This is a genomic window from Niabella aquatica (assembly GCF_054779315.1).
The window spans coordinates 1-20,691 of the sequence record NZ_BAAGYM010000005.1 but is presented as its reverse complement, the minus strand read 5'-3'; the positions used below and the strand labels follow the sequence as shown (position 1 = coordinate 20,691).

Annotated in this window: 18 protein-coding genes, 1 tRNA gene and 1 pseudogene; 7 read left to right on the top strand and 13 right to left on the bottom strand. The window is 40.7% G+C overall.

Annotation, left to right across the window (positions count from 1 at the left end):
- Nucleotides 1-34: 34 nt before the first annotated feature.
- The 11 genes and pseudogenes from ACYVBM_RS05170 to ACYVBM_RS05120 all read right to left on the bottom strand — a co-directional run bounded on the left by ACYVBM_RS05170 (nucleotide 35) and on the right by ACYVBM_RS05120 (nucleotide 10,175).
- Nucleotides 35-1,495 carry a hypothetical protein gene (locus ACYVBM_RS05170; RefSeq protein WP_460684561.1) on the bottom strand — a complete coding sequence of 487 codons (1,461 nt, stop codon included), beginning with the start codon at nucleotides 1,493-1,495 and terminating at the stop codon, nucleotides 35-37.
- A 277-nt stretch (nucleotides 1,496-1,772) separates the two neighbouring features.
- Nucleotides 1,773-2,291, bottom strand: coding sequence for a hypothetical protein (locus tag ACYVBM_RS05165; RefSeq protein ID WP_460684560.1), 519 nt, complete (start codon nucleotides 2,289-2,291; stop codon nucleotides 1,773-1,775).
- A gap of 33 nt (nucleotides 2,292-2,324) precedes the next feature.
- Nucleotides 2,325-4,607, bottom strand: coding sequence for a S41 family peptidase (locus tag ACYVBM_RS05160; RefSeq protein WP_460684559.1), 2,283 nt, complete (start codon nucleotides 4,605-4,607; stop codon nucleotides 2,325-2,327).
- Nucleotides 4,608-4,671: 64 nt separating this feature from the next.
- Nucleotides 4,672-5,238 (bottom strand): annotated as a pseudogene (locus ACYVBM_RS05155) (ATP-binding protein).
- A gap of 254 nt (nucleotides 5,239-5,492) precedes the next feature.
- On the bottom strand, nucleotides 5,493-6,245 hold the full coding sequence (locus ACYVBM_RS05150) for a Mu transposase domain-containing protein (RefSeq protein ID WP_460684558.1): 753 nt from the start codon (nucleotides 6,243-6,245) through the stop codon (nucleotides 5,493-5,495).
- Nucleotides 6,208-6,390, bottom strand: coding sequence for a hypothetical protein (locus ACYVBM_RS05145; protein WP_460684557.1), 183 nt, complete (start codon nucleotides 6,388-6,390; stop codon nucleotides 6,208-6,210). Before ACYVBM_RS05145 ends, ACYVBM_RS05150 begins: the two co-directional genes overlap by 38 nt.
- A 127-nt stretch (nucleotides 6,391-6,517) precedes the next feature.
- The gene (locus ACYVBM_RS05140) at nucleotides 6,518-6,775 is read right to left on the bottom strand and encodes a helix-turn-helix domain-containing protein (RefSeq protein WP_460684556.1); all 258 of its coding nucleotides are present in this window, start codon (nucleotides 6,773-6,775) and stop codon (nucleotides 6,518-6,520) included.
- A gap of 306 nt (nucleotides 6,776-7,081) precedes the next feature.
- Nucleotides 7,082-7,163, bottom strand: a tRNA-Leu gene (locus ACYVBM_RS05135).
- A gap of 57 nt (nucleotides 7,164-7,220) precedes the next feature.
- Nucleotides 7,221-8,171, bottom strand: coding sequence for an SPFH domain-containing protein (locus ACYVBM_RS05130; RefSeq protein WP_460684555.1), 951 nt, complete (start codon nucleotides 8,169-8,171; stop codon nucleotides 7,221-7,223).
- Between the two features lie 27 nt (nucleotides 8,172-8,198).
- Complete coding sequence (gene pepT / locus ACYVBM_RS05125) at nucleotides 8,199-9,446, bottom strand: peptidase T (protein ID WP_460684554.1); 1,248 nt, start codon at nucleotides 9,444-9,446, stop codon at nucleotides 8,199-8,201.
- Between the two features lie 273 nt (nucleotides 9,447-9,719).
- Entirely contained in the window at nucleotides 9,720-10,175 is a 456-nt protein-coding gene (locus ACYVBM_RS05120; protein ID WP_460684553.1) for an FKBP-type peptidyl-prolyl cis-trans isomerase, read from the bottom strand.
- Nucleotides 10,176-10,379: 204 nt separating this feature from the next.
- On the opposite strand from ACYVBM_RS05120, the gene fmt reads away from it, so the two are divergent.
- From fmt to ACYVBM_RS05100, 4 genes are all read left to right on the top strand, one after another.
- Nucleotides 10,380-11,318, top strand: coding sequence for a methionyl-tRNA formyltransferase (fmt, locus tag ACYVBM_RS05115; protein WP_460684552.1), 939 nt, complete (start codon nucleotides 10,380-10,382; stop codon nucleotides 11,316-11,318).
- 435 nt (nucleotides 11,319-11,753) lie between these two features.
- The gene (locus ACYVBM_RS05110; RefSeq protein WP_460684551.1) at nucleotides 11,754-12,980 is read left to right on the top strand and encodes a TlpA family protein disulfide reductase; all 1,227 of its coding nucleotides are present in this window, start codon (nucleotides 11,754-11,756) and stop codon (nucleotides 12,978-12,980) included.
- Nucleotides 12,977-13,429: a putative immunity protein gene (locus ACYVBM_RS05105; protein WP_460684550.1), complete on the top strand. Its 453-nt coding sequence runs from the start codon at nucleotides 12,977-12,979 to the stop codon at nucleotides 13,427-13,429. Before ACYVBM_RS05110 ends, ACYVBM_RS05105 begins: the two co-directional genes overlap by 4 nt.
- Nucleotides 13,430-13,549: 120 nt before the next feature.
- Nucleotides 13,550-13,837, top strand: coding sequence for a hypothetical protein (locus ACYVBM_RS05100; RefSeq protein WP_460684549.1), 288 nt, complete (start codon nucleotides 13,550-13,552; stop codon nucleotides 13,835-13,837).
- 183 nt (nucleotides 13,838-14,020) lie between these two features.
- Here ACYVBM_RS05100 and ACYVBM_RS05095 read toward each other — a convergent pair whose 3' ends face one another.
- Nucleotides 14,021-15,697, bottom strand: coding sequence for an SH3 domain-containing protein (locus ACYVBM_RS05095; RefSeq protein ID WP_460684548.1), 1,677 nt, complete (start codon nucleotides 15,695-15,697; stop codon nucleotides 14,021-14,023).
- Nucleotides 15,698-15,916: 219 nt separating this feature from the next.
- Between ACYVBM_RS05095 and panD the strand changes: the two genes are divergently transcribed.
- On the top strand, nucleotides 15,917-16,261 hold the full coding sequence (gene panD, locus ACYVBM_RS05090; protein ID WP_460684547.1) for an aspartate 1-decarboxylase: 345 nt from the start codon (nucleotides 15,917-15,919) through the stop codon (nucleotides 16,259-16,261).
- 17 nt (nucleotides 16,262-16,278) lie between these two features.
- Nucleotides 16,279-17,301 carry a lysylphosphatidylglycerol synthase transmembrane domain-containing protein gene (locus tag ACYVBM_RS05085; protein WP_460684546.1) on the top strand — a complete coding sequence of 341 codons (1,023 nt, stop codon included), beginning with the start codon at nucleotides 16,279-16,281 and terminating at the stop codon, nucleotides 17,299-17,301.
- A gap of 13 nt (nucleotides 17,302-17,314) precedes the next feature.
- On the opposite strand, the gene ACYVBM_RS05080 is transcribed toward ACYVBM_RS05085, so the two are convergent.
- A complete protein-coding gene (locus tag ACYVBM_RS05080; protein WP_460684696.1) occupies nucleotides 17,315-19,417 on the bottom strand; it encodes an endonuclease MutS2 in 2,103 nt (700 codons plus the stop codon).
- Nucleotides 19,418-19,815: 398 nt separating this feature from the next.
- On the opposite strand from ACYVBM_RS05080, the gene msrA reads away from it, so the two are divergent.
- Nucleotides 19,816-20,481 (top strand): peptide-methionine (S)-S-oxide reductase MsrA, encoded by a 666-nt coding sequence (msrA, locus tag ACYVBM_RS05075; protein ID WP_460684545.1) that lies wholly within the window; start codon nucleotides 19,816-19,818, stop codon nucleotides 20,479-20,481.
- Nucleotides 20,482-20,691: the final 210 nt, after the last annotated feature.

The following is a 20,691-nucleotide window of genomic DNA, read 5'->3' as shown; positions in this document are numbered from 1 at the left end:
AGACGGGAATAAAAAAACCCAGCTTTATGTATACCTATTTGATTGGCTTTTTTTTGGGCGACCTCGGAGGAAGCTTCAAAGATGCTCCAGATTGAAGAAAGTCGTGCTGAAAAGAAGTGATTTCAACCATATTGGTTGTGAATGCAGCAATACCTTCTTTCTTTTTCAGTAGCTGAATAAAATCTATTTCCTTATTCCCTGCCGCATCTTCATAAAGTTGCTCAAGCTTATCTGCATAAGTGCTATCATGTACGATTCGCTCTATCGCCCCAACAAGTATCCCACCCAAAACTGATAACCCGGCTGCGACACCGGCAGCAACGATCGCAACACCGCTGGTAATGGCGCCAAAGATTGGCGCTGTAAAAGGCATCAAAGATGATACACTCAGCGCTACTCCGGTACCTGTTCCCAAAACTGCTAATCCTGCCAAAGCGCTGCCAACCAGGGCAGCTAGCGCGTTGTCCTGAAACTTTACCGGGATACCGGCCAAAGCATATTTCAAAAATTTATCGGGTGGCCGTGTCTCTCCAATGGAAAAAATATACAATAAGGTAGGAAGCTTTTTCTCGTTTGCTTTCCGATCATTTATTTTCCATTCATTATAGGCATCAATTGCTTCTGCAGCAGCAGTAGCCCTGTTAAACTGTATTCTACTATTTATTTCGTCAATAAACAGCTGTTCTGCTTTACTTCGTGCCGCTTTTTTACTGTATATAACAGGTATTATTGCCAGGAACAAAGCGATTGTTGTTGATGCAAATTTCGGATCCCGGTTTTTCTGTAGCGCCCATACATATAACTCGTTTTTTGTGATATGCCCCTGCGGTAATTCTAATTTATTCCGTTGATCCGCACCGGTAATTTCACTATTAATGACATGTTGAAATTCATTAATCAATAAGGATTTTACCAGTGGTGAAAAACCAAGAAGTCCTCGTAAAAACGGAGACCCAGACAAGGATCGGGGTCGCTCTGTTAGTTCCAGGTTTTCCATAGCCTTGCAGTGTAGTTCACTTGCATGCGCCTCATTTTCTCCGATAATCAAAAATCCGGGATAATCCAAATTGATATCGATCTCATCCAAAGTAGTATCTTTCCTGGCGGGATTAATAACTGCCCTGACGATGTATAAACCAGGTTTCGACGTATCAATCTCCTGGTCTAGAATAAAATAATCATCTGGAATATTGAGAAATTCAGATCCATATCGATTGCTGTAGAGTGGGGCATTTTTATAGCCGCTATCAACAAAATTGATCTTGAATTCGGGTGTGGGAACCGGATCGTTTACCAACATGACAATGTCTAAAAACAGCAGCGTGTTACGCCCGTCTAGTATTAATTCCAGATTCGTTCGATCGACTTTGTTTTTGTTCTGCTTAATAACAATACTTTCTCCAATGCCACTAGGATTAGTAATAACAGTTACGGGAGTTGATTGAATAATAATCGGATCACCTTCACTTTTTGGGGTACCATTGTTTGGCTTCATAAACCGGGATTTATTGCACCAGCAATTTATTCATAAAAATTAAATAAGCCAATTTATCTATGAATAAGGAAAAGCTAATTATCAATACCACTAAAACTTCGGGCAGAACAAGCGCTTTGAATCGATTAACATTGAATTCATTTATCTTTTATGCATTCCAGCTATTATTTCATTTTTGGTACAAACTATTAATACCATTATAGAATCATATAGCGTCTCCTGATGATTGTATAATTTGCAGACCTGACAACTAAAATACTATAATCCACATATTTTATTAAAGCTTGCGCCCCCCGGCACTTTCATCATTATCTATTACTAATTTGGGCTCTATGCCCACGACATCGCACATATCCTTAAAAACAGATGTGCCATGTTCCAAAATAAATTTGGAATCCAGATAACTTCTTGTATCAGAAAAATGCCAAGAATCATCTTGTGTTATTTTTTCAAAATCAGGTAATCCAGTTGTGAATACTATATCACAATCGTGATAGAATACTACCTCCTTACTGAGATACTTTTTTGCTTTAAAATGTTGCTTTATAATATGGGGTCTAATCCCAGGCGCGTATCTTTTAGTTTTGCGATTATCCGGGTAATAGAAAAAAGATGCAATATTAGCATATCGATTGATAAGATCACTAAAAAGATAGTTTAATCCTATATCTGGGTTATAGCCAATTAAAACATGAATACTTTCTTTTTTAATTCCGAATTTTTTAAAATTTGAAAGTTGTATTTCTAATTGCCAAACAAAATACGCCTCGTCGGGTTGGGCAGATAAATAAATCATCAAACTACTTTTGCGATTTTTGTAAAAAAATTTTTATTTGGATAACAATTGTATCGCTTTTTCCAAAACGACATCTCGTTGAGCAATTACATCAGAAATCGTTGGTTTTACAATAATATCCGGTCGAATACCTATGCGTTGTGTAGGCGTACCGTCTGGATAATAAATTCCAATTCCACTGAATCGTGTTTTCAAATTTCCCGGAAGAGTAATATCAGATACATTTCCATCAGCACCGGCAGAATTATTACCAACTACAATACAGTTAGCGTATGTTCTGTAAGCCATTGCATGAAACTCAGAAGAACTCTGCGATGTTTCATCTATTAGCAATATAAGTTTGCCTTTAAAATTCTTATCGTTATGCTTTCCTGTTTTAATTGGCTGCTCAAAATAGAAAGATCCTGGATGACATATATCCGGAACTAATGTTTTTGCATACTCTTTTGGTTTAGACAAAAGATAATTGGGGAGCGAGCCAAAAAGATTATCTGATGGATAGTTCCTAAGATCAATTATCAATCCTTTAGCATTTTTGAATTGTTCAAACATAGCTGACAGATCTCTCTCTTTCAGTTTTCCATGGTCAACATAACCAATGCTATCACTAATCCATTTATAAGTTGGGGGTGGAGAAAAAGAGAACTTCCCTCCAAAATTTAATTTATCTGTTGGGTAGCTAAGAGAAATCGTATTTATTTTCTTTCCATTTCTGATAAGTTCAATATTAATTTCAGGCTCATTAGTTCTCGCAAATACAGAAGCTATATCGCTTAATAAAGTACCATTGTTAGACGCGGGTACATATCTAGAAAGTGTATCGATCCGGTTTGCAATTGGTATATTATTCCACTTCGTAATAATATCTCCAACCTTTAGGTTATTACTTTTAGCTAACTCCTCACTAAGATATCCTGCTACTACAGGTTTGTTTTTAATAAACTTAAATTTAACAGGTAAATACGAGTTTCCAAGAAATTGATTAATATCTGCGTCAAAATCAAAAAAAGCATGTGTGTCATGTATTGATGCAGCTAACTCAAAAGCCGTTAGTTTGTATTGCAACGCATTTTTAGCATTAATATATTTTGGAATAAATTTTTTTAACTCCAACTTCCAGTCTTTTCCTATTAAATCTCTGTAAGGAAAAAAATATTGCACCATATTCCAATATCTGAACAGCGATAATAAACGGAACCCATCATCAGGATATGGTAAATAAGAATAAGTACGCTCGTTTAAAAAATTGACATTGCCAGTACCAGTTTTGTAAACATAATACTGCTGATTACAAGGTCTTTGTGCTTTTTCAATGTTTTGTAATAGTGACGCAAGCTTCGGGGAGAATCCTGATTGTGTAATCCATGCTAAATCAGATTTCAAAACAATACTATCTTTTGTAATTTCTGAGTTTTCTTTCTTCTCTTCAAACTTACCCAACCCGCTAATCCAGTTATACAAGATCTCGTCTCTACTTTGTTTTTTAACTTTCAAAAGTTTTGGTAATATTCTAAATAGCTCATAATCCCAGTTATATTCTCCCCTAATAACACTGGGATGATAATATTTCAAAAAGCCCCATATTATCCCTAACTGATAGAGTGTGGTAATTTCGTTTTGGTCTAACGAATCTATTTTAATTAGAGACCCCTTATCAAATTCATAGTCTTTGTCAGCCGGTAAATTATTAATTGGGGTTAACGTCGAAATATCTTTTCCGTCAATAGTTATTGTAAGATCATCCACCCACATTCTCCCCTTTCCAAAGAGCATACCGCCAAAATTAATCCCCTCGTATTTGCCAGAGTTTAATGGTACAGTAATAGAGTATTTTGTCCAGTTGGTCGTCCCTTTAACTCCTTTATTATCCATGTTTGAAAAACCAACATTTGGATCTACCCTAATCCAAAGCCCGGCATAACCATCAGTAACACCATCGGTTTTAATATAGCCGGAAAGTGTAATACTGTCCCCCTTAAATTTTTCTTTCACCGTAGAAACCCAAACACTGAAAGTTGGTACTCCTTTCACAAAGGATAACGAAGCCGCGTACCTCCCTTTTTTTACGGTTGAAGAATCTAAGTTGGCTTTGTAAAAAGAACTGTCACCTCTATTAAAGCCTCGCCATCCAATTGCTGAATCTTTAATAACTTCTTCAAAACTTAAATTATATGCATCAGTTTTTGATTGTGATGCACAGGAGTAAATAAATAAGATGAAAAAAAATAAAATAAATATATTTTGCGAGCGCCGGTTAAATTGACCACCTGTTTTGCTGGCGAAGATTTTCAGTTTGTATGTGTCCAGGGTGTTCAAAAAAAGTGTTTATTTTTTTTTATTTCACCAGCCTGTTTTCAGGCCTGGTTTGATTACAAATTTATCAGATAATTTCTGTTTCCGGTTTTCTTCTTTTTCTTAAGGAGTCACCTTTTAACTCCAGCCGGTGAGCATTGTGAACGATCCGGTCCAGGATAGCATCGGCAATGGTTTGCTCACCAATGATATAATGCAATTTGCCCACTGGCACCTGGGAGGTGATAATCAAAGCACTTTTTCCATGCCGGTCTTCAATGAGTTCCATAAGCGCGGTGCGGCTCTGAGCATCCAGAGGTTGCAGGCCAAAATCGTCCAGGATCAGCAGATGTTGCCGTTCGATCTTAGCGATCTCTTTGAGATACGAACCGTCTGCTTTGCTCATTTTAAGCTAGGAAAACAGCTTGGGCACATTGTGATAAACCACCCTGTAGCCGCAGCTGCAGGCCTGGTAACCCAAAGCGGAGGCGATATAGCTTTTACCGATACCGGTGCTGCCCGTAATGAGCAGGCATTCGGCCTTGTAGCGAAAGCGGGCATTTTTGATTTTCTGTTCAATGCCACGGTTGTGCCGGTCGTCCCATTCGGCAGTCACTAACTGGGCGATCAGCTCATCAGGGGTAGAGGTAACCATTTGTTCGGACTCCAGGTTGGTTTTAAACTCCCGGTACATCCCCAGCAGCTTCATGCTGCGCATTTTTTCAAGTGTTGTCGCGTTCATTGTTTTTGCTTTTGGTTTTAAAAAGTGATCTATCTGTAATCACTGACTTGTGATGCTAACCTTAGAATGTACACCGCCCGCGCGGCGAGCGCTCCGGCATCCATTAAGGCTTTTATTGGTAATACCCTTCGCTGCGGATATTGTCGTGAAAAGGCATTTTGAGCTGGTCAGTTTCGTCCGGCGCAGCGTTCAGTTCCAGCTCTCTGTCCAGGATATTTTGTATGGTTTTGTAATTGTAGGCTCCATAACCTAATGCCCGCTGGCAGGCCCTGATGAGCCGCTCGTTGCCAACTTTCTTTGCAAAGTAAAATACCCATACAGGCTTTATAAGCCTGCTCAGGGTGCTGTTTACGCCCCAGTACTTTGAGGATGTACAGTTTTACATCTTCATGGATACCGGCCGCCCATGAGGTGAAGCGCTCCGGTGTCCACTCACTCACAAAACGGTGTGTGGAGGCCAGGTGCTCTTTGTCTGTGGTATACTGATAAGGACTCTTAACACGGTTATGCAACGCTATGCGCTCGTAGTTATAATAATGACGGGAGTACAGCAGTTTGACCTTTTTGCCGATATACCGGTAAGGAACACTGTAATAATGCTTGTCAGCGCCAAGGCCTATATGCCCGTTCTTGGCTACTATGGCATAACATTGCTTTTTTAGCTCATAGCGAAGCGCAGGCAGTGGCATCAGCGTCATTTTCTCTACCTCCTCGAACTGCTGATAGGCCCGGGTAGGCAAAACAGTCGTTGAGTAATGTTCGGCAAAATCCGCAAAGGTCTCGTTCACCGATGGCTCATACTTACTGCTCTTAGTTACAGCGCTTTTAAGGTTATCGGGTACAATGGCCGCCGGAATGCCACCATAAAAATGCAGGGAGTTTTCACAGGCCGCTATAAAATCCTCTTTTTGTTGGCTCATTACGGCTTCCGCATAGGTAAGCTGACTGGCGCCCAGGATGGCTAAACACTTCCACAGGCTTTAGCTCGCCGGTTGCAGGGTCGGTTATATGAAGTTTATCGCCAGCAAAATCAACGTAAAGCTTATCCCCGGCCTTATGTTCCATGCGCATTACAGGGTTTACCTGCGCTTTCCACTGCGCATAGTAATGCTTAAATTGAGGAGGCTATAGCCTTCCGGCTCTTCCTTGCGGTACTGTTCTCATAGCAGATGACGGGTAACACCTTTTTTCTTCAGCTCTTTTTCAACAGCGGGAACCGGCTAAATAAGGCTTGCAGTTTTTTATTGACAGGCTCGTCTTCCTGTTTTACAAAAAGATCTTCGAGGTCTTTATCGCTTAGTTCACCGATCTCCTCAAAGCTCAGTCCGCTGGAGTTAAACTTTTTAAGGTATTTTTTTAACGTATTGCGGCTGATACCTGTCTGGGCCGCTATTTTAAGTTTGCTATATCCCTGCGTGTGTAATCGCAGGATTTGTCTGATCTTGATCATGCTTATCGGGTTATTTGCCATTCTATCAATCAAATTTTTTCGTGAAATTTATTGATAGAACAGCCCCTGAAAACATGAACTGAAAACCCAACCTCAGGTGGTCAATTTGCTTCGGCCTGACATGGTCAATTTGGACCGGCGCGCTATGGTCAGTTTAAGCCAGCGTAGGGTGGTCATTTTCAGCGGCGTTTGCAATTGTCATTGATTGTCAATTTGAACGTTTAAAAGCGTAAAAAAGCGACACATATTTGATACACGCAAAAAACAAAAGAGATTGTAAGTCAATTACTTACAACCTCTTTATTGTGCCCGGGACTGGATTCGAACCAGCACACCTCGCGGCGCCGCCACCTGAAGACGGTGCGTCTACCAATTTCGCCACCCGGGCTCCTTACCGCCTTTAATTGGGGTGGCGAAGGTAATAAAAAATCATAACAAAAAACGATTAATTTTTTGGTTTATCCACATCATCAGTAAAACCAGCCGGCTTCATCATTAAACCCTGGAATTGTTTCATGGTTTTTTCCATTCCTTCGGTGCTGCCATCTAAAAAGATCACATTGCCTTTACCATATTCGGCAAAATTCTTAATGGCTTCTGTCCACATGCTGAAAAGAATAAAATTGGTATCCAGGTTGGCCTGCCTTAACTCGGAAGCAGCTGATGACATCCCTTTGGCTACTTCTTCCCTGAATAAAGCAATACCCTGGCCACGCAGTTTAGCCGCTTCACGCTCTGCTTCTGCGCTGATCTTAATGGCATTACCCTCAGCCTCTGCCGATTTCGTTTTAGTGATCAGCAATGCCTGGCCTTCATTTTCGGCGGCAGCTTTTAAATTATTACTTGCCACTACTTTGCTCATAGAATCAAGGATCATTTTATCAAACGTGATATCGTTGATTTGCAGATCCTGCAAATGAAAGCCCCACTCCTCAAGGGTCTGATCAATTTCCACTTTCACGTATTGTACTATTTCACGACGCAGCCCCAAAACCTCGGCCTGCTTTTTCGTCGCTACAAAAGAACGCACATTTCCCTCTATCGTTTTAATAAGAGCCTGCATAAGATCGCGATCGCTGATAAACTTAAATGCTACTTTTTTAATAGTTTCCTCATCTGCATTTTGCACCGCATACAGTAACATCGCTTTGAAATAAACATTAGCCTGATCCTGCGTTACCGCCTGGAATTCCAGCTCTACCGATCGGTTTTGTGTTGATACCCTTTTAAATAACTGTTCAATTAAAGGTATCTTAAACCGAAGGCCCGGCCTGGCAATGCGCTGGTATTTGCCAAACATAGTAATAACGCCAATATATCCCTGGTTAATGGTAAACAAACCACTAAATAAAATGATGAGTATAACTACAACCCACCAATAACTTAAAAATTCCATACAGCTTATTTTTATTTATAATGAATATTAACTTTTTTCTTCCCACACCTGAACCAGGTGGATCAATACCTCTACCGACTTTTGCATATCCTGTACACTCACATATTCCTGCTTGCCATGAAAAGCCATTTCACCGGTAAAAATATCAGGACAAGGCAAACCCATAAAGGAAAGACGCGAGCCATCAGTGCCACCCCGCGCGCTATCCTGCCTGAAAGTGATATCGCTACGGCTCATGGCTTCTTTTACATATTCACCAATTTGCGGATGATCTTTTAAAACATCCTTCATGTTGCGGTACTGCTCTTTACTCTCAAATGTATAGGAGGAACCCTCATAACGTCCTGTAGCCTGCTTGGCAAACTGTTCTAATCTTTTTTCGTGCAGCTTCAATGTGGCGGTATCAAAATCACGGATGATAAAATGTACTGCCGCTTTCTCTACTGTGCCTTCCATCTGTACAGGGTGTACAAAGCCTTCCCTGTCATCCGTAGTTTCAGGACTGAAGGAATCTTTAGGCAACAAATCCAGGAAAGTACCAGCCACCTTCATCGCATTCACCAGCTTACCTTTAGCATAGCCCGGGTGCGCACTTACTCCATAAAAAGTTACGGCAACACCATTAGCGCTGAAAGTTTCATCGGTATAAGTGCCCCTTTTTCCGCCATCTAGAGTATACCCGAAATCGGCACCCAGCTTCTGCAGGTCGACCTTTTCTACCCCTTTCCCTATTTCTTCATCGGGAGTAAACAGGATCTTTATAGTGCCGTGCTTTACTTGCGGATGTGTAACCAGGTAACGGGCCAGGTCCATAATAACCGCTATCCCTGCTTTATCATCAGCTCCAAGTAATGTTGCACCGGACGCTGTTATGATATCGTCCCCTATTCTTTTTTTTAAATAGGGATGCTGCCTTACCGAAATCACCTGCGCAGGATCGTCAGGCAGTGTAATATCTTTTCCGTCAAAGTTTTTGTGCACAATAGGCTTTACACCAGCACCCGAACAATCGGGTGATGTGTCCACATGACTGCAAAAACATATAACCGGTACCTGCTTAGTAGTAGTAGCAGGAATAGTAGCGTACACATACCCGTATTCATCCAGGTGGGCATCTCCAATACCTATTTGATGCAGCTCCTCCACCAGCTGGCGGCTCAGATTCTTTTGTTTTTCGGTCGATGGGAAGCTAGAAGAATGAGGATCGCTTTGCGTGTCAATAGTAACATACTTCAAAAAACGGTCTGCTACACTAAAATCATAATCACTGATCATCCAAAATTTTTTTAATTAGTAATGGTATTTCGAGGTTTATACAAACTTACATGAAACCTGCCTGATTGCAAACAGGTTTTTCATTCTTAAATGAAACAAAGAATGATTGAAAAATTTTACAAAAAGTCACCTGCCTGCCGTACAGCAGACTCCTGGCTAAAACAATAATAAACATTCTGGAGAAATTTACAGCTTTATGCTGATAATCAGGTATAAAAAACCCGAAGCATTTGTTAATATGCTCCGGGTTTGTAAAAAATGTATCAGCCACTGTTAAGGAGTAATAATAAGCGGGCTTTTCCCCTCAATGCTTACCAGCTCCAAGTCAAAAACAAGATCTTTTCCTGCAAGCGGGTGATTACCGTCTAAAGTGATCGCATCATCTTTGATTTCTGTTACAACTACCTGGAACTGTTGTCCGCTAGGATCGCTCATTACCAGCGGCATGCCTACCTCTACCTGCATATCCTCAGGGAAACGATCCTTTGGCATATCGATCAGCATTTCATCATTTTTAGGGCCATAAGCTTCATCTACAGGAATATGGATAGTTTTCTTCTCACCAACTGCCATGCCGGTTACCCCATCATCAAAGCCTTTGATCACCATCCCACCTCCCACTTCAAATTCAAGCGGGTCGCGCCCCTCCGAGCTATCAAATGTTTCTCCTGTGGTTAGCTTACCATGATAGTGTACTTTTACTTTATCGCCTTTTTTTACCTGTTGCATTCTATTATAGTTTATTATTTTTTTATTTAACCCGGCAAATGAAACATAGCGTCTTTGTTGCGTCGCATCCCGATAGCTATCGGGATCATCCGTGGTGCTACTATTTGCCTGCATATTCTGCAGGGCCGGGCTTTGACTCAGGTCAGCCCTGTGTCAGGACACCGAAGGTAGGGCTTTCCTTTTATTTTTCCGATATTCGCGGGCATGAATGTGGATCGCTATAAAGATTTAAGGATTATTTATATGGGCACTCCTGAATTTGCAGTAGCAGGCCTGGATGCCCTTTTACAGGCGGGTTGTAACATTGTAGCCGTCATTACGGCGCCCGATAAGCCTGCAGGACGTGGAATGGAGCTGCAGCAGAGTGCTGTTAAGAAATATGCCTTGCAGAAAACATTAACAGTTCTTCAGCCCGAAAAACTAAAAGATCCGGAGTTCTTACATCAACTTAAAATACTCAGGGCAGACCTCCAGATCTGCGTGGCGTTCAGGATGCTACCCGAAGTAGTATGGAACATGCCGCCTATGGGTACCATTAATGTACATGGCTCTTTATTACCCCAATATCGCGGAGCCGCACCTATTAACTGGGCCGTTATCAACGGCGAAAAAGAAACCGGCGTTACCACCTTTAAACTCAAGCATGAGATAGACACCGGCGATATCCTGTTGCAGGAAAGCTTTCCTATTACCGAAGAAGATACAGCCGGAACAGTGCATGATAAAATGATGCCGGTAGGAGCCAATCTGCTTGTTAGAACAGTGAAAGAACTGGCTGCCGGCAGCCTGAAAGAAATGCCACAGCTTGTATCAACCGATACGGTTATTCATCACGCGCCTAAGATCTTTACAGAAACCTGCCAGGTGGATCCTTCAAAATCAGTGGAAAAAGTATTTAACCTTGTCCGCGGCCTATCACCTTACCCTGCAGCTTTTACTTTTTTAAATGGTAAAAAGCTTAAAATATTTAAGTGCCGGAAAACTAATGAAACTCCTAAAACTAACGCTGGCGAGTTTGAAACAGACGGTAAAACCTACCTGAAACTAGCCTGTGGAGACGGGTACCTGCAATTGCTGGAAATACAGTTAGAGGGTAAAAAAAGAATGAATGCGGAAGACTTTTTGAGAGGCTATAGGTTTTAGAAAATATTAGAGTCATACCAAAATAATTTCAGGTTATCGTGCTATCCATTTTCCGAACAGGGAAAAGTTATCGGTACCTGGTGCTATGTTTAGCATTTTGAACATTTCAAATTCGAAAAGGTCACCACTATTTGCATAAAAGGATTTAATTTCACTTCTATACTGAGTGAAGAATAGATGTCCGTACTATAATCTTCAGTATAATAAAAACAGCCTTTATTTACAGTGACATTATTGTGGCGGGTAATATCAAATAATCATCTCAAAGAATTTTAAAGCATGAGAAATAGGTTTCTGTGTGTATTTTTCTTTTTTACAACTGTTGTTTCAAATACAAGTTTGTGTTTTTCGCAAAATATTTCTCCGACTACGTATTTTAGTAGTTTTCAAAAATATAAGTCCACAAACTATGATTCCGCATTCTATTACCTTAAAATGTTGGCTTCAGACAAAGGGGAGGCCTATTTATTAAAGCAACTGATCCATAATACTATTGCCCAAAGTTATATTTATAGTCGCAATGAAAAAGATTATATAAGTATTATAAATAAAATTGTAAAAAGCGCAGCAGAGGATACTAACAAAGATTTGGCAGATTGTAGCAAACCTGTTTATCTCTGGGCGCAAACTCTGGCAACAGATTCAATTGAATTATTAAAATCATGGTGCAAAAAATATTTTGATGAAGAACTTGTTTCGAATCAGATGTATAAAAATTATGTGGCGAGATATGGTATGGCTATATACAATAGAATAGTAAAAATAAAAGAGCTGAAACTCCTGGCAGATGATTATTTTAATACTATTGATAATTATTTCAATTCCGCTCCCCACCAATTTTATGATTCATTACCGAGAAAGGAGCAAGATGAAAGGGCCTGGAATAAATATTATTTTGCAAGCTTAAATTACATAAAGGCGCAACAAACAAATAATCTTTCGAAGAAAGAAGAATACTTGAAAATCGCTTCCGATAGCTCTCCGGGAATAAAAGAGCAAATGCTTGGAACTTATTTTTATGACCAGTTTTTTATTTTTAACGGAAATGGGAATGAATCATACAAAGACGAATACATTTCTTTTTTAATCAATCATGCAGTAGGCAATAAAAAAGAAATATTATCGAAACTTACATTATACGCCATCGAAACCCCTAACCTCAAAGACAGCCTGAAAAACTACTACAATAAAAATAGCACTTATAATAAAAGCTTTGAAACATACTGGCTTGAATCCATTAATAACGAAGCAAAGAATTATCCGCCTTTTGTACTGACGCAACTAAACAATAATCCTTTTTCCAGCAACAAACATAAAGGCAAATGGATATTGCTTGATTTTTGGGGAACCTGGTGTGGGCCGTGCAGGGAAGAACACCCCGATCTTCAAAAATTTTACGATTCCGTTATTGTTCCGAATTCTGCAAAAATTGTGATGATGACAATAGCTTCGATGGACAATAAGAATAATGTAGAAAAATATATTCTCGATAAAGGATACACTTTCCCTGTATGCTTGGATACTAAAGATATTTATGAAAAATATCACATACTGGGCTTTCCGGGAAAAATACTTATAACACCTCAAGGCAAATTTTTTCAGGTCAAATCAGACCGGTTAGGATGGATAGATTCCATTAAAAAATATTGTAATCTGGAATGAGAGATAAAAAATTTGTAGCAGCACATCGTGGCGGACCTTTGACAAAAGACCAGGATAAACAGCTAATTGTATGGGCCTGTAAATGTGTTGAAAATGTTTTGCCTCTCATTTCAAAGAACGTTGACGAGCGACTGACGAACACAATCAAAATAGCAAAAGAATGGACAAGAAATAACGCTTCGGTTGGCGATGCAAGAAATGCTTCATTTGACGCAATAACAGTTGCTAACGAACTGACCAATCCAATTGAAATTGCCATAGCACGCTCCGTAGGCCACGCTGTCGCAACTGCACACATGGCAGACCATTCATTACGAGCAGCAGAATATGCACTAAAAGCAGTAAAACTTGCAAACAAATCAATTGATATTGAGCGAAATTTTCAAGATAAACAACTATCGCCTGATGTAGCTGAGCTTGTTCTATCTGCAAGGAAAAATAGAATATAATATGGAGCAACAAGATTATTTACAAAGACTCATTGAGCAAATCGGAAGGTTATTGGGAAAAATATCTTCCGACCTGCTTGGACTGAAGAATAATGGACAAATATCGGATGGTATGAAGTAATGGACCAAACGCTTAAAGGAGAACTGGACCTTCATATCCGGGAACTGCTCCACATTCACAATGACGATTTCATAAAAACCCTAACAACAAAAAATGGTTTTAATAACGATAACTTAAACAAACTGGCAGATATACTTTTACTCATTGCCGAGAATGGACAGGAAAAAGACAAGAAAGTGCTTTACGAAAAAAGTTTAACCATTTACGAGCATTTACAAAAAGCAGAAAATGTTTACTCTCTCGTCAGACAGAAGAAAATAGAGCGAATAAAAAGGTACTGTAACTAATATTGCTTGTTTTCGACAAAGTGACGGTAATACACTAGCCGGGAGGCTAGCGCAAGAAGGGTTTCAATATCTACCATTTCACTCCTTTCCGTTTCGTGCGGACAGGGAAACGGAGCGGCAGCTCCTTGCATCAGCTTATTGGTTCATTAGCATATTAGCACATTGGCTTATTATCACATTATTCTAATACATCACCTTTACATTAAACTTATCAGGATTATTGGTTTTAAGCTTAGTTGCCGCTGCCTCGCTGATCCTGATATCAAAACCTTCGCTGTATTGTACACCCTTCATTTTACCCAAGACCTTTGCATACACTGATTGGTTATTATCAGGATTGGTAAGCTTTACAATAGTTCCGGGGGCTGCGTTATCCATCAGCAGGTAATACTTACCATCGTTCCAGCCCCTGTCGGTTTTAAAAATACCTGAAGAAAGGGTATGCTCGGAAATAAGATTGGGATTTTTATACTTTTCAAAATCTGATTTAAAATATCCTGCTCCATCTGCTACAGCTGTTGCTTCAGCATCATTTTTAGCAGTAATTTTTTCCGACACGATAGCAGCTGCTTTTTTATCTTCGTCCTTCTTTTGTGCAGCAGCGATAGCTTTTTCATTAGCGACGGCCTCATCCGCTATTCTCCTTGCCTCTTCTGCCTGGGCCTGCGCCATTTTTTCTGCTTCTATAGCAGCAACAGAAGGCTTACCATCGAACGATAAAAAGCGAGAAGCTACAAATCCTGTAGTTCCACCGGCATTGCGTACCTCAGACCAGTCATTATCCACTTTTCTAAGATAAGTAAGTTCTTCTTCCGCCTCTGCCAGGCCAACAACCTCCTGGTCAGTTGACGGCCCTTTACGTATATTGATCCTGGTACCATAAGCTTTTACTGTTCTTGCAGGTTCTGCCACCTTTTTCGGCTCGGCTTTTACAGTTCCCGGCTGAAGAAAGCGGGAAGCTACAAATCCTTCCACCCCATCTTTAGAACGTACAGAGGTCCATTCACTGTTCACTTCTTTTATAATATCCACCACATCGTCCTGCTGCAGTATCCCTACCACTTCCTGGTCGGTAGCGGGTCCTTTGCGTACATTGATATTAGTGCCTGAAACTGTGGCTGTTTTTACAGGGGTCACTTTCTTAGGCGGGTCTGCTTTTGCTGATGCTTTTAAAAACTGCGAGGCTATGTAGCCTTCAACACCATCTTTGGTACGGATAGAGGTCCACTCATTATTTACTTTTTTAATGATGTCTACCACATCATCCTGCTGGGCAGTTGCCACAACCGGCTGGTCTGTAGCCGGCCCTTTACGAATGTTGATATTGGTCCCTGCTATTAAAGCCTGTTGGGTTTTAGCTGTATTTTTTGAACCCAGAATATTCGATCTCTGATCTGCCGGTTTATCTGTTGATGCAGCCGGGGCTGTTCCTGTAAAATACCCCACGATGATATCTTTACCTTTAATTACTCCGTCACCCTCTATCCTGTTCCAGCTTTTCAGATCTTTTACAGATATTTTATTAAAGCGGTTGCTGATGCCGGTTAAAGATTCTCCATCAGCAACTGTATAATACACAGGTGTCTTGCCTTTTTTAGCAGACAGGTTTTCAGAAGTTAAAGGTATCTTCACTTTTTGCCCTACTGCCAGTCCCTTATCCCTGTCAAAGCCATTAGCGGCAGCTATATCTGCCACTTTTATACCGTAGATCCGGCTTAATGAGTATAGTCCTTCTTTAGGTTGTACCTCGTGTATCACTACAGCACCTTTACCTGACCTTTCTGCAATGAGCTTTGCATTTTGGGCCATTGCCCATCCTGATGTTATAACAAATCCTGCCAGTAAAAAATATTTCTTCATATCTGATCCCAATTAATGGTTGCGAATTTACAACAAACTTTGTTGTATTGAAAGGGTTGTTTGTTAACAAAAAAGCTAAAATCGGGCTTATTCCTGCAAAGTGCCCCCAATAAGGATTAACATGACAGAGCCGTTTGCCTGTAACCTTAAACGAACATTTGCGCTTCCTTTACGTTATCTAAAGGTAGTTCCATAACAAATGATTATTTTTGCGCCGCTATGCAAATAGAAGTTTTAAAATCCAAGATCCACCGCGTTACCCTTACCGAGGCTAATCTGGATTATATGGGTAGCATTACCATTGATGAAGATTTAATGGACGCTGCCGGTTTGATTGAGAACGAAAAAGTACAGGTGGTGAACGTAAATAATGGCGAAAGGCTTGAAACTTATGTGATTCGTGGCAAGCGCAACAGCGGCACAGTTTGCCTGAACGGCCCTGCCGCCCGTAAAGGGATGGCCGGTGATATTATTGTGATTATCTCTTACGCTATTATGGATTTTGAAGAAGCTAAAACACACCGGCCTCAAGTGATCTTTCCTAAATCAGGCAATAAGCTTTAAAAATCTGCAAAAATTTAATGGCCCAAAAACGAGCTACCATATTCCAGTATGCTTTCTTTTTGGGATTAGGTGTTTTTTTGATAGGATGGTCGTTAAAAGGGCTTACGGCTGATGATAAAACACATATTTTCCAGGCGCTTGGAAAAGGAAATTTCTGGCTCATACTGCCCGGTCTGGCTATTTCGGTTTTAAGTCACTGGCTGCGGGCAGTGCGCTGGCGGCTGATCATTCAGCCTTTGGGATACTCTCCTTCCATTCTCAATACGTTTTTTGCGGTGATGGTGGGCTACTTTGCCAACCAGGCAGTACCACGGTTAGGAGAAGTACTGCGATGCAGCACACTAACCAAATACGAAAAAATACCCTTCGACAAACTGGCAGGTACCGTTATACTGGAGCGACTGGTAGATATCATCACGCTGCTGACCGCGTTTGTACTTGCGTTACTATTGCAGCCCGATCTATACCCAACCATTCTCACTACTTTTTTCCCGCCCGGGCAAGATGGTAGGGAATCGAACCTTTTGCTTTACCTGGCATTGTGTATGGCTGCCTTTATGATAATAATTGTTCTTTGGCTGTTTACCACTAAAAAGAAATTTACCGGTTTGCTGGCTTTATTAAAAAAAATAGCCCTGCATGTATGGCAGGGTATTATTGCTATCAGATCATTAAACAGACGCCGGGAATTTGTACTTTTAAGCATCGCTATCTGGGCTTTATATGCGGGCAGCATTTATGTAGGCTTTTTAATGCTGGAAGAAACCCGGCTTTATGGTATTAAAGAAGCGCTCACTGTGTTATGTGCAGGTAGTTTGGCCATGGCAGCTACACCCGGTGGAATAGGCGCTTATGCTTTCCTTGTACAAAAAACGATGACACTTTATCATTTAAACACCGCGGTTGGACTGGCTTTGGGCTGGATCCTATGGTTATTACAGGTGCTAGTAGTGCTGATAGTGGGCGGATTAAGCATGGTAGCATTACCTATATTCAATAAGAATAAAACTCCAGATACTATTGCAAATTCTGCAGAATAATGAACCCTGGTTTTTATGCCGGTACATTTTCCTTCACTACTACCAGGTCACTCAGCTCTACCTGCATGGGTAATAAGCCGATCTTTACAACAGCCCTTTTACTTTTTATTTCAAGCACTTCACCTATCTGGTGGTTGCGTTTCATTTTTACCTTATCCCCCACTTTTATCTCACCCCCTACCTCGCTGTATTTGCTTTCTATTTTTTTCTGCATTTTGCTAACCTTTTTGGTGTCTCCCTGGTTAAAAAGCAATGCAGTAATCTGCTTAATAAGCCTGGGCTTATCATCCTCCTTCTTCCACTCAATAATGATCTGTTTCAGCTTCCGCTCCATATCTTTCAGATAGGCAATGCGCTGTTCGCTGATCCTGTTCTGCTCTTTCAGCACGGCCACCTGCTGTTTATGCCGCTCGCGGTCCATTACCTGCCTCATTTCTTTTTCCAGGCGCTCATTTTCTTTTATCAGCCGTTGCAGCTCTTTATCTTTTTTTGCAATATCCCGCAGGTCCTGCTCTGTCCGGTTCAGCAGCTTATCCAGCCGATATTGATCTTCCTCCACTAAACCACGGGCTTTTTCAATCAGTCTTTTATCAAGTCCTATTCTTTCTGCAATCGAAAATGTATAAGAGCTTCCCGGCTTGCCTACTATTAACTGGTATTGGGGTTGCAACCTTTTTTCATCAAAAGCCATGGCGCCATTAACAATACCGGCAGTTTTTCCGGCCATTATTTTCAGGTTGAGATAATGCGTGGTTACAACTCCAAAGGAATGCTTCCTGAGCAATTCGAGTAATATTACTTCAGCAAAGGCGCCACCCAGGTTGGGATCGCTGCCGCTACCCAGCTCATCTATAAAGAACAGTGTTTTACCACTGGCATTTTCCATAAAATGCTTCATATGTATCAGGTGGCTGCTGTAGGTGCTTAGCTCAAACTCCAGGCTTTGAGTATCGCCGATATGAATCATCAGCTGCTTAAAAATACCAAATTCGCTGGAAGGATGCACAGGTACCAAAAGCCCGCTTTGCAGCATCATCTGCAACAGGCCAATAGTTTTCATCGTAACCGTTTTACCGCCTGCGTTAGGACCGCTGATGACCAATATCCTGCGATTTTCATCCAGGCTGATGGAAACCGGGATCGTGGGTTTATCAGTATTTTTATTGTATAAATATAAAAGTGGGTGACAGGCATTTACAAGATGCACAAAAGCTTTATCGTGCACTACCGGGTATTCGCCATTAATATCTATGGCAAACTTTGCTTTGGCCCTTGCGAAATCATATTCGCCTACAACCGCATAATATATGTTTAGCAGTGCAGCATGCTGAGACAACCTGGAAGTTAGCTGCCTTAATATCCTGTACACTTCTTTGCGCTCCTGGTTCTCAAGATCGCTGATCTCGTTATTCAGGTGCATGGTTTCCTCAGGTTCTATAAAGGTGGTTTTCCGGCTGTCGCTCTCTCCATGCAATACCCCTTTTACGGCACGTTTATGCTCTGCAAAAACGGCTACCACCCTCCTGCCGTTCATAAAGCTTTCTTCTATCTCGGCAAGGTATCCCTGCTTATTCAGCTTAGAAATAATGCGGTCGAATACCCGTCTGAGCTCTGTTCTTTTTCGGTAAAGGTTCAGCCTTATTTCTTTGAGCTCTTCAGAAGCCGAATCTTTAACATTACCCAACTCATCTACAATTTCATCAATAAGCGCTACGATAGCCTTTTCGTAGTAGGTGTGCTGAATAATTTCCAGTAATCCGGGATACGCTACACTCCTTTCTTCGTTGAACCAACGAAAAATTTTCTCTATACTCTCCGCCAGCCTGCGGATCTGTATCAGATCCTCGCCCTGTAAAACAGCGCCTGCAATAGATAAAAGCCTGAGCTCTTTGGTCAGGTTCAGCACATGATCATTAGGAAAATAAATGCCGTTTACCAATAGCTGCCTGAACTCATGTGACTGCCGTAAATCGGTGTCTACAAATCTTTTATGGGTATGAATACGCAGTTCCCTCGCTTTTTCCTGTGCATAATGACCCTGGCAATGCGCCGCTAAAAGCTCTTTTATCTTGTTAAATTCCAGCTGAACTGCTGCTGATTCGGGATATAACTTCATGCCTGATATTACTCTGTAAAAAACCTGCAAAATTAATGCTATTAAACTTCTCTGGTTCATATTAATTCTAAGTTGCCAGGGCAAGTGCATCTGATTTTGCAGGTTGCTATGCTTTGAATGTCATTTCTATGGAATTTGCCGGTGCGCTTTCAGGGTTGTTTGCAGCCATTGCTTGCCCTGAAGCGGTTGCCAAATGAATAGCCAGGCTCAATTTAAGATTCGTTTGCGTCGTGCAGGTGGTGCATACAACTTTTTGAGAAACTTTTATTAAGCGATCATCAGGTTTAAACTTTAATGAATAGCCATTGTTATATCTGAAAGATAAAATGTATTTTTCATAAGGCAGCAAATGGGCATAGACAAACCTGTACGAACCATTATTGATAAATCGAAAAGCTATGAATAAGTTCCTGTTCCCGGCATTGTTTGTTATTTTGTGGTCTTTTACTGCCTGTGCACAAAAGGAGAAAAAAGCAGGCGTAGTAAAATTTGCTGCCCCCGAATCTAAACCATCAGTTATGGAACAAAAAACAGATACCGCCACTTTTGCTAATGGATGCTTTTGGTGTACAGAAGCTATTTTCCAGGATGTAAAAGGCGTGATAAGTGTAAGTAGCGGCTACACCGATGGAAAAACTGAAAATCCTACTTATGAAGAGGTATGCTCTGGTACTACCGGGTTCGCAGAAGCGCTGCAGATTGTTTACGATCCGGCTGTCATTTCCTTTGACGAGCTTTTGGAAGTTTTCTGGAAAACTCACGATCCTACAACGCTTAACAGGCAGGGAAATGATATAGGCACGCAATACAGAAGCGGCATTTACTATCACAATGAAAATCAAAAAGAAAAAGCAGAATACTATAAAAATGCTTTAGATAAAAGCGGCGCCTTTAATCATCCTATCGTAACTGAAATCAAACCTTTTACGAAGTTTTACCGCGCAGAGGATTATCACCAGTCTTATTTTAATAACAATGAGAATAAAAATCCATACTGTCAAATGGTAATCAGGCCAAAAGTGGATAAATTTCGTAGCATATTTAAAGATAAATTAAAAAAATGATCCTTTGGGCTCGGTTTTTGCTTATCTTCAGATAAGGAGCAAGAAGGACAAATTAAAAAACCTCACAGATTAAAAGCTGTGAGGTTTTTTATATGCCCGAAACTTATGAGGGTCTTCCTGAAAATATGTAATGCAGTGTAGGCTTGTATTTTATTAGCAAAAGAATATAAAAAATGCCTCATTTGGAGCAAAAATTGCTTTAAGTGAGGC

Bases quoted from the DNA above. Each gene is read 5' to 3' on its own strand.
- ACYVBM_RS05170 (WP_460684561.1), bottom strand. From the start codon at position 1,495: ATGAAGCCAAACAATGGTACCCCAAAAAGTGAAGGTGATCCGATTATT.
- ACYVBM_RS05165 (WP_460684560.1), bottom strand. From the start codon at position 2,291: ATGATTTATTTATCTGCCCAACCCGACGAGGCGTATTTTGTTTGGCAA.
- ACYVBM_RS05150 (WP_460684558.1), bottom strand. From the start codon at position 6,245: ATGAGCCAACAAAAAGAGGATTTTATAGCGGCCTGTGAAAACTCCCTG.
- ACYVBM_RS05145 (WP_460684557.1), bottom strand. From the start codon at position 6,390: ATGGAACATAAGGCCGGGGATAAGCTTTACGTTGATTTTGCTGGCGAT.
- ACYVBM_RS05140 (WP_460684556.1), bottom strand. From the start codon at position 6,775: ATGATCAAGATCAGACAAATCCTGCGATTACACACGCAGGGATATAGC.
- ACYVBM_RS05130 (WP_460684555.1), bottom strand. From the start codon at position 8,171: ATGGAATTTTTAAGTTATTGGTGGGTTGTAGTTATACTCATCATTTTA.
- pepT (WP_460684554.1), bottom strand. From the start codon at position 9,446: ATGATCAGTGATTATGATTTTAGTGTAGCAGACCGTTTTTTGAAGTAT.
- ACYVBM_RS05120 (WP_460684553.1), bottom strand. From the start codon at position 10,175: ATGCAACAGGTAAAAAAAGGCGATAAAGTAAAAGTACACTATCATGGT.
- fmt (WP_460684552.1), top strand. From the start codon at position 10,380: ATGAATGTGGATCGCTATAAAGATTTAAGGATTATTTATATGGGCACT.
- ACYVBM_RS05110 (WP_460684551.1), top strand. From the start codon at position 11,754: ATGTTGGCTTCAGACAAAGGGGAGGCCTATTTATTAAAGCAACTGATC.
- ACYVBM_RS05105 (WP_460684550.1), top strand. From the start codon at position 12,977: ATGAGAGATAAAAAATTTGTAGCAGCACATCGTGGCGGACCTTTGACA.
- ACYVBM_RS05100 (WP_460684549.1), top strand. From the start codon at position 13,550: ATGGACCAAACGCTTAAAGGAGAACTGGACCTTCATATCCGGGAACTG.
- ACYVBM_RS05095 (WP_460684548.1), bottom strand. From the start codon at position 15,697: ATGAAGAAATATTTTTTACTGGCAGGATTTGTTATAACATCAGGATGG.
- panD (WP_460684547.1), top strand. From the start codon at position 15,917: ATGCAAATAGAAGTTTTAAAATCCAAGATCCACCGCGTTACCCTTACC.
- ACYVBM_RS05085 (WP_460684546.1), top strand. From the start codon at position 16,279: ATGGCCCAAAAACGAGCTACCATATTCCAGTATGCTTTCTTTTTGGGA.
- ACYVBM_RS05080 (WP_460684696.1), bottom strand. From the start codon at position 19,417: ATGAAGTTATATCCCGAATCAGCAGCAGTTCAGCTGGAATTTAACAAG.
- msrA (WP_460684545.1), top strand. From the start codon at position 19,816: ATGAATAAGTTCCTGTTCCCGGCATTGTTTGTTATTTTGTGGTCTTTT.